Annotated in this window: 13 protein-coding genes; 8 read left to right on the forward strand and 5 right to left on the reverse strand. The window is 42.8% G+C overall.

Features of this window, described 5'->3' with window-relative positions; translation table 11 throughout:
* Nucleotide 1 precedes the first annotated feature (1 nt).
* Nucleotides 2-1132 carry a mannitol-1-phosphate 5-dehydrogenase gene (locus GJU41_RS21450; RefSeq protein ID WP_154319526.1) on the forward strand — a complete coding sequence of 377 codons (1131 nt, stop codon included), beginning with the start codon at nucleotides 2-4 and terminating at the stop codon, nucleotides 1130-1132.
* A 39-nt stretch (nucleotides 1133-1171) separates the two neighbouring features.
* On the opposite strand, the gene GJU41_RS21455 is transcribed toward GJU41_RS21450, so the two are convergent.
* The 3 genes from GJU41_RS21455 to GJU41_RS21465 form a co-directional block, all read right to left on the reverse strand.
* A complete protein-coding gene (locus GJU41_RS21455; protein WP_170292880.1) occupies nucleotides 1172-1618 on the reverse strand; it encodes a DUF4385 domain-containing protein in 447 nt (148 codons plus the stop codon).
* Between the two features lie 75 nt (nucleotides 1619-1693).
* Complete coding sequence (locus tag GJU41_RS21460) at nucleotides 1694-2659, reverse strand: tetratricopeptide repeat protein (protein WP_154319527.1); 966 nt, start codon at nucleotides 2657-2659, stop codon at nucleotides 1694-1696.
* 3 nt (nucleotides 2660-2662) lie between these two features.
* Nucleotides 2663-3610: an ATP-binding protein gene (locus GJU41_RS21465; RefSeq protein WP_154319528.1), complete on the reverse strand. Its 948-nt coding sequence runs from the start codon at nucleotides 3608-3610 to the stop codon at nucleotides 2663-2665.
* Nucleotides 3611-3798: 188 nt separating this feature from the next.
* Between GJU41_RS21465 and GJU41_RS21470 the strand changes: the two genes are divergently transcribed.
* Nucleotides 3799-4776 (forward strand): ring-cleaving dioxygenase, encoded by a 978-nt coding sequence (locus GJU41_RS21470; protein ID WP_154319529.1) that lies wholly within the window; start codon nucleotides 3799-3801, stop codon nucleotides 4774-4776.
* Nucleotides 4777-4993: 217 nt separating this feature from the next.
* Here GJU41_RS21470 and GJU41_RS21475 read toward each other — a convergent pair whose 3' ends face one another.
* Nucleotides 4994-6709 carry an ABC transporter ATP-binding protein gene (locus GJU41_RS21475; RefSeq protein WP_154319530.1) on the reverse strand — a complete coding sequence of 572 codons (1716 nt, stop codon included), beginning with the start codon at nucleotides 6707-6709 and terminating at the stop codon, nucleotides 4994-4996.
* A 198-nt stretch (nucleotides 6710-6907) separates the two neighbouring features.
* Here GJU41_RS21475 and GJU41_RS21480 point away from each other — a divergent pair, with 198 nt between their 5' ends.
* On the forward strand, nucleotides 6908-7645 hold the full coding sequence (locus tag GJU41_RS21480; protein ID WP_154319531.1) for a YqcI/YcgG family protein: 738 nt from the start codon (nucleotides 6908-6910) through the stop codon (nucleotides 7643-7645).
* A 201-nt stretch (nucleotides 7646-7846) separates the two neighbouring features.
* Here the strand turns inward: GJU41_RS21480 and GJU41_RS21485 are convergent, their stop codons facing one another.
* Nucleotides 7847-9097: an MFS transporter gene (locus tag GJU41_RS21485; protein ID WP_070878670.1), complete on the reverse strand. Its 1251-nt coding sequence runs from the start codon at nucleotides 9095-9097 to the stop codon at nucleotides 7847-7849.
* A 206-nt stretch (nucleotides 9098-9303) separates the two neighbouring features.
* Here GJU41_RS21485 and GJU41_RS21490 point away from each other — a divergent pair, with 206 nt between their 5' ends.
* From GJU41_RS21490 to GJU41_RS21510, 5 genes are all read left to right on the forward strand, one after another.
* On the forward strand, nucleotides 9304-9918 hold the full coding sequence (locus tag GJU41_RS21490; protein WP_154319532.1) for a class I SAM-dependent methyltransferase: 615 nt from the start codon (nucleotides 9304-9306) through the stop codon (nucleotides 9916-9918).
* 252 nt (nucleotides 9919-10170) lie between these two features.
* Nucleotides 10171-10659 (forward strand): cupin domain-containing protein, encoded by a 489-nt coding sequence (locus GJU41_RS21495; RefSeq protein ID WP_224771309.1) that lies wholly within the window; start codon nucleotides 10171-10173, stop codon nucleotides 10657-10659.
* Between the two features lie 117 nt (nucleotides 10660-10776).
* Nucleotides 10777-12156 (forward strand): aldehyde dehydrogenase, encoded by a 1380-nt coding sequence (locus GJU41_RS21500; protein ID WP_070878674.1) that lies wholly within the window; start codon nucleotides 10777-10779, stop codon nucleotides 12154-12156.
* Nucleotides 12157-12289: 133 nt separating this feature from the next.
* The gene (locus GJU41_RS21505) at nucleotides 12290-13015 is read left to right on the forward strand and encodes an ABC transporter ATP-binding protein (RefSeq protein WP_154319533.1); all 726 of its coding nucleotides are present in this window, start codon (nucleotides 12290-12292) and stop codon (nucleotides 13013-13015) included.
* Nucleotides 13012-14025 carry an ABC transporter permease gene (locus GJU41_RS21510; RefSeq protein ID WP_154319534.1) on the forward strand — a complete coding sequence of 338 codons (1014 nt, stop codon included), beginning with the start codon at nucleotides 13012-13014 and terminating at the stop codon, nucleotides 14023-14025. Before GJU41_RS21505 ends, GJU41_RS21510 begins: the two co-directional genes overlap by 4 nt.
* Nucleotides 14026-14117 lie beyond the last annotated feature (92 nt).

The following is a 14117-nucleotide window of genomic DNA, read 5'->3' on the forward strand; positions in this document are numbered from 1 at the left end:
GATGATTGCCGTACATTTTGGAGCAGGAAACATCGGCCGCGGATTTATTGGAGCTTTGCTAAGCGGAGCAGGGTATGAAGTTTATTTTGCTGATATCAATAAAGAAGTTATTGACGCTTTAAATGAAAAAGGAAAGTACGAGGTCAGATTAGCTTCTGATGAAAATGAATCCTTTATTGTTTCAGGCGTAAAAGGAATCAACAGCAATGAGAATGCAGAAGAAATCATTGCGAAGATTGCAGAAGCAGACTTGATTACCACGGCAGTGGGACCAAACATACTGAAGTTTGTTGCAAAAACAATCGCTCTTGGCCTCAAAGAGAAAAAGACAGAAGCCAATGTGATTGCCTGTGAAAATATGATTGGCGGTACGGATCATTTGAAGAGTGAAATCTTTAAACATCTAAATGAAGAAGAGCAGCATTCCATTTCAGAATGGATTGGCTTTCCTAATTCTGCCGTTGACCGTATCGTGCCTATTCAGGAAAACGCGGATATTCTAAGTGTATCAGTGGAACCTTTCTTTGAATGGGTGATTGAGCAATCAAAGGTAAAGGGAAGTATGCCTTCCATTCAAGGAGTTACTTACGTTGATGATTTGATTCCTTATATTGAGCGCAAGCTTTTCACTGTAAATACAGGTCATGCTGTGACAGCATATGCCGGGTATCAAAAGGGACTGGCTACCGTTAAGGAAGCCATTGAAGATGCAGAGGTTCGAAGTCTTGTTGAAGGTGCTCTGAGTGAGACAAGCACGCTGCTTGTAAAAGAGTATGGCTTTGACGAGGGAGAGCATTTGAACTATGTGAAAAAAATCATCGCCAGATTTGAAAATAAACACATTTCCGATGAAGTCACTCGAGTCGGACGATCACCTAAACGCAAGTTAGGCTTTGATGACCGTCTTGTAGCACCTGCAAGAAGGCTGCTTGAAAAAGGAATCACACCTGATGATCTTGCGGCTGGAATTGCAGCAGGTCTGAAATATGACTTTGACAAAGATGAAGAAGCGGTTGAAATTCAGCAGCTGATTCAGGAAAAGGGCATTTCGGGTGCATTGCAGGAAGTTTCACAGCTTCCTGAAAATCATCCGCTGATCGGCCTGGTTGAAGAGAAATATCATAAGCTCTAAAGTAAAAAGCCTATCATTGTCTGACAATGATAGGCTTTTTTATCCATACTTTTTCTGGTGCTCTTTCTTTAATTCCAAATATTCCTCGTCTTCTCTGACGGCAATCCACATTTCTTTAAAGATGGCAGCAGACTTTGCTTTTTCCTCGTCAATTTCCCGTTTATGGATGTTTCCATCTTCTTTATACTTACGTCCGCCTTTATAATTGGCATATCTTCTTGCGCGTGTATATCCCATTTGAAGAAACTTCCGCGCCATGTCCATACCGACAAAGTCATCATTATCTTTGTATTCCAGAAACAGATGATAAATCTTTTCCGAGGATTCCTTTGCGATCTCAGGCGTCTTAAAGCGCCAATGAGGCAAGATTTCGCTTTTGTAGGGCTCTACAAGCAGGACACCCTGTTCGCCTCTGCCTACGCGGTATTTTTCTGGATTCTTTCGGAAATCCGTGTTTTCAAAGTCTTCATCATAATTAAATGCCACACGAATCACCTCTCTTTTTTTACCATACCCTGATTCACAAAAAAGTGAAACGGCTGAATGTGCTGAAAAAGGTACTTATTTCATGAAGAATGATACGGCTCCCATTCCAGCCAATACAATGAATAATCCAGTTAGAATGGCAGTTGAAATGCTGGCCTTCTGTTTCCTTCGGGTAATGCCGAGCTTCCGTCTGACAAGCAGTCCTGTTATGAAATTGCTGAAATAATAAGGACACAGTACGCATAACAGGTACAGCCAGAAGAGCGGGTTTAAGACAAAAAAGATAAACATCATAACAATCCATAATAAGACCGCTGATTTTCTTCTCAAAAAGGAATTAACCTGTACAATACGCAGGAAGAATGTATGAATCGGATAGGCTGTTTTCAATAATTCCACGTATTGCTCTCTGTATGCTTCTCCCTCAGGCTCTATTTCGGCAGCAAGACGGCTCAGCTCTCTGGCCTGCTTGTAGTCCCCGCGATTAAAAGCAGTACCAGCCAAGGAATAGAAGACGTGCGGATCATTCTCATTTTTTTCTAAGGCAATGCGTTCGATTTCCCTGGATTCTTTTTTCTTGTTGGCAAGGAGAAGGAAGTCACTGTAAGCTGCAAGGTAAACAGGATCTTCACTCTCATACGCAAGAGCGTTCTCCATCAGCTTAAGTGACTCCTTGACCTTGTTTTTTTGAAAAGCTCTCATGGCTTTTAAATAATAATAATGTGCTGTGTCCGGATACAATCGCAATCCGTCTTCAACCGCAAGATCGAAGGCCTTCATATTACCGGTCTGATAATAAGAACTGACGAGCAGGAAGTTGCCGGTGTAGTCCTCAGGGTCTTTTTTTAATGCTTCTTTTGAAAAGTAAATCGCTGATTCAAAGTCTTCTTTATGAGAATAAACGTGTGCAAGGATTGAATAAGATTGGGCAATTTCAGGGTCTAATGAGATGAGATTCTGAGCTTCTTCAATCGCTTCATCGTATCTTCTCCAGTCTCGGAGCTTTTGAATGCGCTCGATATGAAGATGGAAATTTATCATATCCTACCGGATTCCGTGTGTCTTCATATAGTGAAGCACATTCTTGTAATCTTTATTTGTATCGCTGAAAGTAGCGTAATTTTTTGCGGTGGCAAACCATTCAAGGGTTGTGGGACTCCGATCTTTGGCTGATTTCATCAAATCGGTATTGGACATTGGCTGAAGGGATCCCTGTTCAAGAGAACGCTCAATCGCTTTGGATATGGCATCATCGATTACCTGCGTTAAATCAGCCCCTGAGAAATGGGTGGTAACCTTTGCGATTTTAGACAGTTCAAGCTTATCCTGCGGCTTATCTTTTGTTTTGATGGAAAGAATCAGCTCACGTTCTTCTTCAGACGGCGGTGGAATAAACAGCAGCGAATTGAATCTTCCTGGACGGCGCAGGGCAGGATCAAGGTACCAAGGGGTGTTAGTAGCTCCGATAATATACACCTGATCGTTAAAAGACTGCAGGCCGTCAAGCTCAACTAAAAGCTGGTTTACTAGCACACGGTCATGATGCTGGTTCATGCGGTGGCGATTGCCTCCGAGCGCATCCAATTCATCAATAAACAGGACGCATGGTTTTTGCTCACGAGCCTTTTCAAAAATATCATGCAGATTGTGCTCGCTTTGTCCTACATACATAGAGAGAATGGCCTGCAGCTCCAAGTGAATGAAGCTTGCATCAATTTCACCGGCAATCGCTTTAGCAAGGAAAGTCTTTCCGCATCCCGGAGGACCATACAGCAGCAAGCTTCCTCCGCCTGTTTTTCCGTATGCCTGAAAAAACTCAGGAGATTGGATGGGCATAATAAAGTCCATGCGGATCCTCTTTTTGACGTCCTCAAGCCCACCGACATCCTCAAACGTTTCCTTAGGCTGCAGCGTTTCAATTAAACTGTTTTTGTCCTTATCAAACTGAATGACTTTTAAGTTTTTCCGTCTCTTGTCATCTCCAGAGCTCATGAGATCCCTCCTATAAAACATTCCTCTTTGATACTAGCAAAATATGAAAGTTTTTCCAACAGTTAAAAGGGTAGAAGAGGGAATGCTTAAAAAACACAGCAGCCTTTATTTGACATCCCAAATCAGAGCGTGTATATTGTAAGTATAGAAAATATCTCGAATTCAAGATAATATTTGGAGGGATAAACATGCAGCCGCTAAAAGGGATTCATCATGTATCGGCCATCACAGCTAAAGCACCTGAAAACTACGAGTTTTATACAAAAACGTTAGGCTTAAGATTAATAAAGAAAACCGTTAACCAGGATGATGTATCTGTTTATCATCTATTTTATGGGGATGAGAAGGGAAATCCGGGGACGGAGCTTACTTTCTTTGAAATTCCAAATGCAGGACGAGTACATGAAGGGGTTAACAGTATTTCTGCAATATCCCTGCGTGTGCGGAATGACGATGCCATTGGATATTGGAAACAAAGATTTGAAGAATACAATGTGGAACATGGTGATATTGTTCAAGCGGGAAACCGCCAGACTTTGTCATTCAGGGACTTTGAAGGACAGCGTCTGATCTTGGTTTCTGATGAAAGGAATGCTGGAGTTGCTGGAGGAGAGCCTTGGGATAAAAGTCCGGTTCCAGCCGAATTCGCCATCATTGGTCTTGGACCTGTTAAGTTAACAGTTGCAGTGCCTGAGAGAACCATTGAAATTCTAACGGATATTCTCGGATTTAGAGCGAAGGGGAGTTATCCATCTGACGTGCCCGGACAGCCCGATATTTTAGTGTTTGAAACAGGCGATGGCGGGTCAGGAGCAGAGGTTCACATTGAAGAGCGCCTCGACCTTCCTCAGGAACGTCTTGGCCGCGGCGGCGTCCATCACGTTGCATTCCGTGTGGATAATGAAGAAGAAATGCATAAATGGATTGAAAAACTCAAATCTGAGAGAATTCCAAGCTCAGGATTTGTAGACCGCTTTTACTTCCGTTCTCTATACTTCAGAGAACCGAATGGCATTCTGTTCGAGCTTGCAACAGACGGACCTGGATTTGATACAGATGAAGAACTGAATCATCTAGGCGAATCACTTGCCCTTCCGCCGTTCCTTGAAAATCGCCGTGCGGAAATTGAAGCTAAATTGAAGCCTTTGAATACGAAGTTGAACTAAAAAAAAGCTGATCCGGTGACGGATCAGCTTTTTGTCTTTATTTTGAGCCTGAAAGAAAAAATATCGGCCTAAATTTGAGTCTTATCGGTATAACTTGACTGTCTATCAGTGAAACCTCGGTTTGTATCAGTGGAATCCGTCCGACTATCAGTAACCACTCTATATTTATGTTAAGCCAATCCGTCCTTTCATCTGAAATTCACCAGCGTCAAGCGGTTCAAGACTGAAACTGCGCCTCATAAAGCCTGCGGTACCCTTTCCCTTCTGCCATCAGTTCATCATGTGAACCCTGTTCAGCAATGCCTTCTTTATTGACCACAATGATTCTGTCAGCGTTTTTGATCGTTGCGAGCCTGTGGGCAATGACAAGGGTTGTCCTGCCTGCAGACAGCTTGGCCAGAGATTCCTGAATGGCTTTTTCCGTCTCGGTATCAAGGGCAGAGGTAGCTTCATCAAGGATAAGGATCGGCGGATTCTTAAGGAACATTCTTGCAATGGACAAGCGCTGTTTTTGCCCGCCTGATAATTTGACGCCCCGCTCTCCAATGACCGTATCAAGTCCCTTCGGAAGAGAATAGATCAGCTCTTCTAACTGTGCATGCTTCGCTGCCTGCCAAATGTCTTGCTCTGTTGCATCAAGCTTGCCGTAAGCAATGTTTTCTCTCATCGTTCCGGAAAAAAGGAACACATCCTGCTGGACAATGCCGATTTGCCTGCGCAGAGAGCGCAGCGTTAAGTCGCGGATATCCGTGCCATCGATCGTAATCCGGCCATCGCTTACTTCATAAAAGCGGGGCAGAAGACTGCATAATGTTGTTTTCCCGGCGCCGGATGGACCTACGAATGCAATCGTCTCGCCTGCATGGATGGTTAAATTAATTTCATTTAATACTTTGTCCTCATTCTGATAGCCAAAGGATACACCTTCATAGCGGATATCACCTGTTAACGATCCAGCGTCAGCTGCATCCGGTTTATCTTCGATATCAGGCTCAATATCAATCAGTTCAATATAACGCCTAAAGCCTGCAATTCCTTTCGGATAGCTTTCGATGATAGCGTTGATTTTTTCAATCGGACGGAAAAGAACATTCGTTAACAGGACAAAACCGATGAATTCACCGTAGGAAAGCTCATTTTGAATCACGAACCATGTGCCGCACACTAAGACGAAAAGAGTGACAAGCCGCATCAGGAAATAGCTGATTGATAAATTCATAGCCATAATTTTATAAGCAAGCAATTTTGACAAGCGGAAGCGCAGGTTGTTTTCCTGAAACTGAGCTTTCTCGAATCTTTCATTCCCGAAAGCCTGCACAACACGGATTCCGCTGACGTTGTTTTCAACACGCGCGCTGAAATCAGCAACGTCTGTATAGAGCTGATGAATCGCGCCTGTCATTTTATTATTAAAATAAACGGCAAGGAAAAGCAGGAATGGAATCACCAAAAACGTAAGCAAAGCAAGTTTTACGTTAATGACCATCATCACAGAAAAGGCGCCTATTAACGTCATCACTGCAATAAATAAATCCTCTGGGCCATGATGGGCAAGTTCTCCGATTTCCATTAAATCATTTGTAAGGCGTGAAATTAAATGACCGGTTTTCGTATTATCAAAAAAGCGGAAGGAAAGCTTTTGAATATGCTCAAACAGCTTTTTGCGCATATCGGTCTCAATGTTGATCCCAAGCATATGCCCCCAGTAGGTGACGACGTATTGAAGGACTGTGTTTAATATGTACAGCAGCAGCAATCCTGCGCAAGCCCAGATAATCAGGTTCCAGTCTCCGCTTGGAAGGAGACGGTCAATAAAGGCATTAACGACAAGCGGGAAGCTGAGCTCGAGAAGTCCGGCGATCACCGCGCATGAAAAATCAATCAAAAATAACCCCTTATAAGGGTGGTAATAGGCGAAAAAACGCTTCAGCATGCGACCACTCTTTCCTTTTCCATTTTCTATGATAAGTATAGCGACTGTCACCCTGTAAAAACAACGAAATTTTTATCTTATGGCACCTAGTCTTAATTAAACGTTTGTTTAATAAATATAAAAAGGGTTTAAGCGGTTGTTTGCAGGGTATTTAATGAGGTATGAATGCTTTCTCACAATCTCTCAAGGAGTGAAAAGATGATAACAAAACCTAAGTTCCTTTTAGAAAAAGAAGATATGACAAACCCTGAAATTGTCCCTGAATGGGTCATTCGGGAATATAAAAATTTTCATAATGTCGTAACAGATAAAACCTTTCCATGTTATTTCGGGATGGCAGCCGAAAAAAAGGGAGAGCTCAGATATGCATACGTTTCAAAGGAAGACTGGTCAAATCTGCCTGAAGCGCTGATTGCATTCAAGCAATTATTTGATGATGCGAAAAGACTGATCCGCCACGGATTATTTGTTTTCATAGAACCGGAGGAAGACGAAAAATCAATTCCTTATTACCGTGAGTACTTCTGGAATGTTCTTCAATATCTCCATGATAATGACAAAGAACCATGGCCGGAAGATTATCCACACGATCCGGATCATCATCTTTGGGCTTTTTCTTTCGCCAATGAGCCGTACTTTGTTTTTGGAAACGCTCCAGCCTATAAACAGCGGAAAACGAGAGATTTAGGAAACAGCTTAGTGCTTGGTTTTCAGCCTCGCCGCATTTTTGAAGGGCTAGAAGGAACCTCAGAAGGCGGCAGCATGTCCCGCGAAAAAGTGAGAGAGCGCGTAGAGAAGTGGGATCAGCTTCCGAAGCATCCTAACATCAGCCATTACGGAGACCCTGACCACAGGGAGTGGAAGCAATATTTTATCGGGGATGACATCGAGCCGATCGAGGGGAAATGTCCATTCAGGTCACGGAAACATGAATAAATAAAAGACAGCTGCTTGTTGATCAAGCAGCTTTTTTAAGAGATAAGAAAGTATAAAATTTTGCGCTTCGATGGCGAGCGGAATCTCTCAGGCTCCTCGTCCAGAACGGATCCGCAAGTATTGGCAAAAAGCGCCTTTTCTGTCGGATCCTTATCTGACATGCCTGCGCTAAACGGGCGCTTGCGCTTTTCTTATATGCACCTATTTATAATTCTTAATATCTTTTAAAAGCACCCAGCAGACAAGCCCGATTACAAATAGCGAAAGACCGCAAATAAACAGGACCCGTCCTCCGCCAAACTCATCTGTGAAAAAGGAAGCAACAGCTAATCCTGCCGGCGGCAGAACACTTGTGAATGCCCCGATCATACCAAATACTCTGCCCTGAAGCTCACTTGAGACTTCTAATCTAAGAATGACATTTACGAGCAGTGTACAAAAAGAAAACATAAAGCCAACCAATAGAATAAGCGGGATGCTCCATGCAGCGGAGTTTATCCCTCCAAGCAGCATGTAAAGCGGTCCAAGTCCAATCATGCTAGAGATAATGAGGACACCGCGGTGCACCAGTTTTTTTCCTAAAAACATAATGAGTCCTGCACCTGCCATGTATCCAAGCGGGATGCTCGCTTCAATCAGTCCAAACTCGATCGGGCTTGCTTTCCATTCTTTGATTGCCATGACCTGAATAATCATAAGAGTGGTTGTGAAAAACAAGATAAGAGTAGGAGAGAGGATTGTAATGGCTCTTGCAAACGGCTCTTTCCATATATAAGTGAAACCAGTTATAAAATCCTGCTTGAATGTAGTTTTTGCTGCAAACGATGCCCGATGTTCAGGAAAATCCTTTACGATGACGACAAGAATGACTGATAAAAGAAACATAAAAGCATCAATTAAAATAGCGGTGACCCCGCCAAAAGCAGCCACAATGACTCCGCCTGCTGCAAACCCGAGAGTTCTTGCAATATTGTCTGCAAGACTCATGGCTCCTGTAGCGGTTTGGATGTTTTCCTTCCCGACTACATCGATGAGAGAAGCGTTAAATGCTGGAGCTTTAAATAACCCCGATAACGCAGTTAAAGCGGTTAAAAGAATGATGACCCAAAAAGGAGTCTGCACAGAAATCGCAGCGGCAAGCCCTACTACGAGCACGCACCGGATCATGTCAGCGATCCACATCATTTTTTTTCGGTTCATCCGGTCAGCTGCCGTCCCTGCAATGGAGGCAAAACATGTGCTGACGAGGAGATGAGTAATTAAAATCGCTGACATCAATGTCGCACTGTCATACGTCTTCAGCACCCAAATATTCAAGGCAATCGTGTGAAAGGTGCCTCCAAAAATCGAGAGAGTGTATGCTGCAAAAAGAGATAAAAATGTACGGTTGCGCCACAAGCTTAACGGCTTACCAACTATTGATTCTAATTGAACGGACTGGGGACTTTCCATGGCAGTCAACCCCTTTACTTAATCGTTTAAGTGTTAATGAAGATATAAAATTCAGAGGGATATAGAACAGCAACTTAAACGTTTAAGTTAAGTTTACGTTCAACCTGCAATCCTGTCAATACAGCAAATTTCTTTCAGGTAGAGTTTAACAAGCTGTGTTTGGTGATAAAGATAAGAACAAGACGAATCCGTAAGAGGTGTCAGACATGTTTTCAGCATTCACAAAAAATTTCAGCAAGCCAAAAGGTTTTTTTGGAATCATTGCCGGCAAAATCATGGCACTTGAAAATCAAACGATCAATAAATGGACGATTTCAAAATTACGCATTAAGCCAGGTGATCATATTTTAGAAATTGGATTTGGCCCTGGTTACAGTATGGGCTACATGCTTAAGAACTACCGCAGAATTAAAATTGATGGCGTGGATGTATCAGAAACAATGAAAGAACAGGCTGAGAAGCATTTTGCATCTGACATTGAAGAAGGGAGAGTAAAGCTCATGAAAGCTGACGCAGAGAAGGTTGATTTACCGCATCGGACCTATGACCGAATCCTTTCCGTAAATAACTACACCATTTGGAATGATCCCCGCGCAGGACTAGAAAACATCACAAGATCTTTAAAGCCGGGCGGAGTAATCGCCATCACAATGCAGCCAAGGGAAGAGGATGCAAGTGCAGAAAAGACAAGAATGTTCGGCCGCCAAATCCACGATGACATGCTTGCATGCGGGTATGAAAATATAAAAGTCTCGTATAAAAAAGTTCGTCCTGAGCTTACGGTTTGTGTAACTGCCAGAAAAAAGACGACTCAGGTTTAAGATAAATTTAAGATAAGAGATTCGTCCATCCTTGTCATAATGAAAAAAGGAAAAAAAAGGATGGTGATTGTGTGATAAACCGTAATAATATCGGTATAATTCTCTTTTTGACTGCTTGTGTCATAGCGTTATGCTATGTATTTATCTTTAAAGATACATCCTATGGAATCTACATCAGAAGGTTTGCCAGTATCCTCGGGTTGGCAGGCTGTCTGCTCATACCGGGATCGATAAACAAAGGAGTGGAAAAAAGTGAACGTTAAAACATTCATGTTCAAGGACGACGGCAGCATCCCAAATAACCCGAATCTGCCTCTTCTCATTTACGAAGGAGCCTTTCCTTCAACAGAACAGTTCGAGTCAACGATTCTTGAGCACGGCTGGTCGGGAACTTGGGTAGACGGTGTATATGACTACCATCATTATCACAGCACCTCCCATGAAGTATTAGGGGTAGTCAGCGGCACAGCAGAAATCCTTTTCGGCGGCGAAAATGGGACGGCCGTTGCGGTTAAACAAGGAGATGTCGCAGTTATTCCGGCTGGCGTTGGACATAAATGCATCGGAAAAAGCTCAGATTTTCAAGTGATGGGAGCCTATCCAGACGATCAGGAAATGGATATGTGCACCGGAAAGAAAGAAGAGCGGCCGCAGGCATTAAATCGAATTCAAAACGTACCGCTGCCTGAACACGATCCTTTATTAGGCAAAGGCGGACCAATGTTTGATTATTGGAAGTGAAAGCAGGCTGGTTTGTCCTGCTTTCACTTCCATATTAATTGACATCTAATCCTATCATCGTGTAATATATGTTTATAAGATTAAACATATAAACACTTTAAGAGGTGGATGAAATAAATGACTGCTCAAGAACAAATACAAGCTCTTCTCTTCAATCAAAGAGCCTACTTTTTAAGTGGAAACACTAGAAGTGTGCAAGGAAGATATGATCAGCTCGGCAAGCTTCGTCTAGCTATAAAGAAAAAGGAACGTGCGATCATGGATGCATTGAACAAGGATTTAAACAAATCCGAGTTTGAAGCCTATTCAACCGAGATCGGCATACTTCTCGAGGAGATTTCTTTCTCACAAAAGAATCTTAAAAAATGGGCTGCTCCTAAAAAGGTGAAAACAGCCATGACCCACATCGGTACAACTGGGAAAATTGTTCCGGAGCCTTTTGGAACAGCGCTTATTATTGCACCTTGGAATTATCCATTTCAGCTCGCAATATCTCCGCTTGTCGGCGCGATTGCCGCAGGAAACACAGCGGTTCTGAAACCATCTGAATTTGCACCGAATGTATCAAGTCTTCTGAAAGACCTTGTAGAAGAAATCTTTCCTTCAGAACTTGTCGCAGTGGTTGAAGGCGGTATTGAAACAAATCAACTGCTGCTAGACCAGAAATTCGATACGATTTTCTTTACAGGAAGTGTGCCCGTCGGAAAAATCGTGATGGAGGCAGCATCCAAGCACCTTACACCCGTCACATTGGAGCTTGGCGGAAAAAGCCCGTGTATTGTCCACAAAGATGCTGATTTGAAGCTCTCTGCAAAAAGAATTGCCTTCGGAAAGTTTACTAATGCGGGTCAAACCTGCATAGCACCAGACTATCTGCTTGTTCACAGTGACGTAAAGAAAGAATTTCTATCGCTGCTTCAAGCTGAAATCACGGAAATGTTCAGTGAGAACCCGCTTTTGAATGAAAATTACAGCAGAATGATCAGTGAGAAGCACTTTGAACGTTTAACGGAATTTTTCTCAGACGGAAAAGCTATTTTAGGCGGAACAGCCGATCGTAATTCTTTGAAAATTGCTCCAACGATTTTAGATGAGGTAAAGGCGGATGCAGCTGTTATGCAGGAAGAGATCTTCGGTCCGATTTTACCGGTTATGGAATATGCCGATTTAGATGAGGCCATTACCTTTATTCAAGCTCGCCCTAAACCACTTGCTCTCTACCTGTTTACTGCAAGTAAACAGACGGAACAGCAGATCATTGGACAGGTTTCCTTTGGCGGAGGATGTATAAACGATACGCTCATGCACATTGCAACCCCGCATCTTCCATTTGGGGGAGTAGGGGAAAGCGGTATGGGCAATTATCACGGCAAGTACAGCTTTGAAGCCTTTTCTCATTACAAAAGTGTTCTCCACCAAACAACAAAATTTGATTTCAGCTTCAGATATCCTAACGCAAAAAACGGACTGAAATTGATAAGAAGATTGCTTAAATAAAAGAAAGCAGCGGACTGCACAAGGTTCGCTGCTTTTTCAGCGAAGAAAAAAGTGATTACTCACTTTACAAAAGAATATACATAGCTTAAGGTATAAATGAGTGATTACTCACTTTTATTTAGGAGGTTTTCATATGAGTGAAAAGAGCATCGTACTCCAATCAGTTTCAAAATCATTCGGTAAAAAAGAAGTGATAAAAAATGTTTCATTTTCAGTAGGAAAAGGGGAAATCTTTGGCCTGCTGGGACCTTCAGGGTCAGGAAAAACAACGTTAATTAAAATGATAGTTGGCATTGATGAAGCAAGCACCGGGGAAGCAAGCGTGTTAGGGGTGAAAATGCCGGACTTAAAATCTCTGAAAACGATCGGATTCATGGCACAGTCAGATGCTCTTTACGGAGAGCTTACCGGAAAAGAAAATATAGCTTTTTTCGCCGCTCTCAGCGGTCTAAAAGGAAAGAAGAAAAAAGAGAGAATTCAGTATGTGATGGATCTTGTTAACCTTTCTGAGCATGCGGCGAAACGGACAGGAGACTATTCAGGGGGAATGAAGCGCCGTCTGTCACTTGCGATTGCCATGCTTCATCAACCGCAGATCCTTGTTCTCGATGAGCCGACGGTGGGGATTGATCCAATCCTGCGCCAGTCGATTTGGGAGGAGCTTGAAAACATCAGGCGTACAGGAACGACGATTGTTGTGACAACGCATGTAATGGATGAGGCTGAAAAATGTGACAGGATTGGCTTCATTCGGGAAGGAATCCTTATCGCTTCAGGAACTCCTGAACAATTGAAATCAGACTCTAAGTCAAACACCATTGAAGAGGCCTTTTTAGCTTATGGAGGTGCAAAAGAATGAGAGTGCTTGCGATTGTGATACGGATCATTCAGCAATTTGTCCGGGATAAGCGAACGCTGGCGCTGATGCTTATTGCCCCGCTGTTTATCCTTACTTTAATGAACTTTATTTTTGACAGTGAGGCCTATTCACCTAAAATTGGCGTCCATGGAGCCCCGGAGCAATTGATGACTATTCTAGAGGAGAATGATAGCAAAGTCATAGAATACGATGAAAATGCACCTGGAAAATGGGTGAAAGCAGACAGTCTGGATGCTTTTGTTTCTTTTGATAAAGGGGAAACAGAGATTACATTAGAAGGCTCTGATCCGAGTGTAAGCCGGGCGGTGCTTGGTCTTATGCAAAAAGGTGTAAAACCGGATCAGCAAGCAGAGCCAGCTGTGACCTACCTGCACGGATCAAGTGATATGACATCCTTTGATAACATCGGTCCAATTCTTATCGGCGTATTTATCTTTTTCTTTGTTTTCCTGATTGCAGGTGTTTCTTTTCTGCGTGAAAGAACAAGCGGAACATTGGACCGGATTATGGCGACACCGCTTAAACGCTTTGAACTGGTTCTTGGGTATGTGATCGGATTTGGTATTTTTACTACATTTCAGGCCATTTTGATATCGGCATTTTCCATAAGTGTGCTGGACATGATGATGGAAGGACCTTATTTCTATGTTCTTCTTATTACGTTTCTGCTTGCAATGACCTCTTTGACACTAGGCACCTTGCTGTCTACATTTGCAAATAACGAGCTGCAGATGTTTCAATTCATACCGCTTGTTATTGTGCCGCAAATTTTCTTTTCAGGTCTTTTTAAATTGGAAACGATGGCGGATTGGCTGCAGTCCATCAGTTATGCCATGCCGCTTAAATACGGTGCGGATGCTCTGCAGGGGATTATGATTAAAGGATATGGATGGGGCGATATTGCACAGGATGTCTATATTCTGCTTGGATTTTCCCTCGCTTTCCTGATTCTTAATATCTTCGCGCTGAAAAAGGTGAGGAGGCTGTAATGCCGGTGTTCTCTTTTTCATTTAGGCTGTTTTCGCATAGGTTGTTGTTTTCGATTATAAATCTTGCCCGTTATTTTCCGCTGCAATCCACT

The sequence above is a fragment of the Metabacillus idriensis genome (assembly GCF_009674765.1).
In the GTDB taxonomy this organism is placed as follows: domain Bacteria; phylum Bacillota; class Bacilli; order Bacillales; family Bacillaceae; genus Bacillus_P; species Bacillus_P idriensis.

Bases quoted from the DNA above. Each gene is read 5' to 3' on its own strand.
- GJU41_RS21450 (WP_154319526.1), top strand. From the start codon at position 2: ATGATTGCCGTACATTTTGGAGCAGGAAACATCGGCCGCGGATTTATT.
- GJU41_RS21460 (WP_154319527.1), bottom strand. From the start codon at position 2,659: ATGATAAATTTCCATCTTCATATCGAGCGCATTCAAAAGCTCCGAGAC.
- GJU41_RS21465 (WP_154319528.1), bottom strand. From the start codon at position 3,610: ATGAGCTCTGGAGATGACAAGAGACGGAAAAACTTAAAAGTCATTCAG.
- GJU41_RS21470 (WP_154319529.1), top strand. From the start codon at position 3,799: ATGCAGCCGCTAAAAGGGATTCATCATGTATCGGCCATCACAGCTAAA.
- GJU41_RS21475 (WP_154319530.1), bottom strand. From the start codon at position 6,709: ATGCTGAAGCGTTTTTTCGCCTATTACCACCCTTATAAGGGGTTATTT.
- GJU41_RS21480 (WP_154319531.1), top strand. From the start codon at position 6,908: ATGATAACAAAACCTAAGTTCCTTTTAGAAAAAGAAGATATGACAAAC.
- GJU41_RS21485 (WP_070878670.1), bottom strand. From the start codon at position 9,097: ATGGAAAGTCCCCAGTCCGTTCAATTAGAATCAATAGTTGGTAAGCCG.
- GJU41_RS21490 (WP_154319532.1), top strand. From the start codon at position 9,304: ATGTTTTCAGCATTCACAAAAAATTTCAGCAAGCCAAAAGGTTTTTTT.
- GJU41_RS21500 (WP_070878674.1), top strand. From the start codon at position 10,777: ATGACTGCTCAAGAACAAATACAAGCTCTTCTCTTCAATCAAAGAGCC.
- GJU41_RS21505 (WP_154319533.1), top strand. From the start codon at position 12,290: ATGAGTGAAAAGAGCATCGTACTCCAATCAGTTTCAAAATCATTCGGT.
- GJU41_RS21510 (WP_154319534.1), top strand. From the start codon at position 13,012: ATGAGAGTGCTTGCGATTGTGATACGGATCATTCAGCAATTTGTCCGG.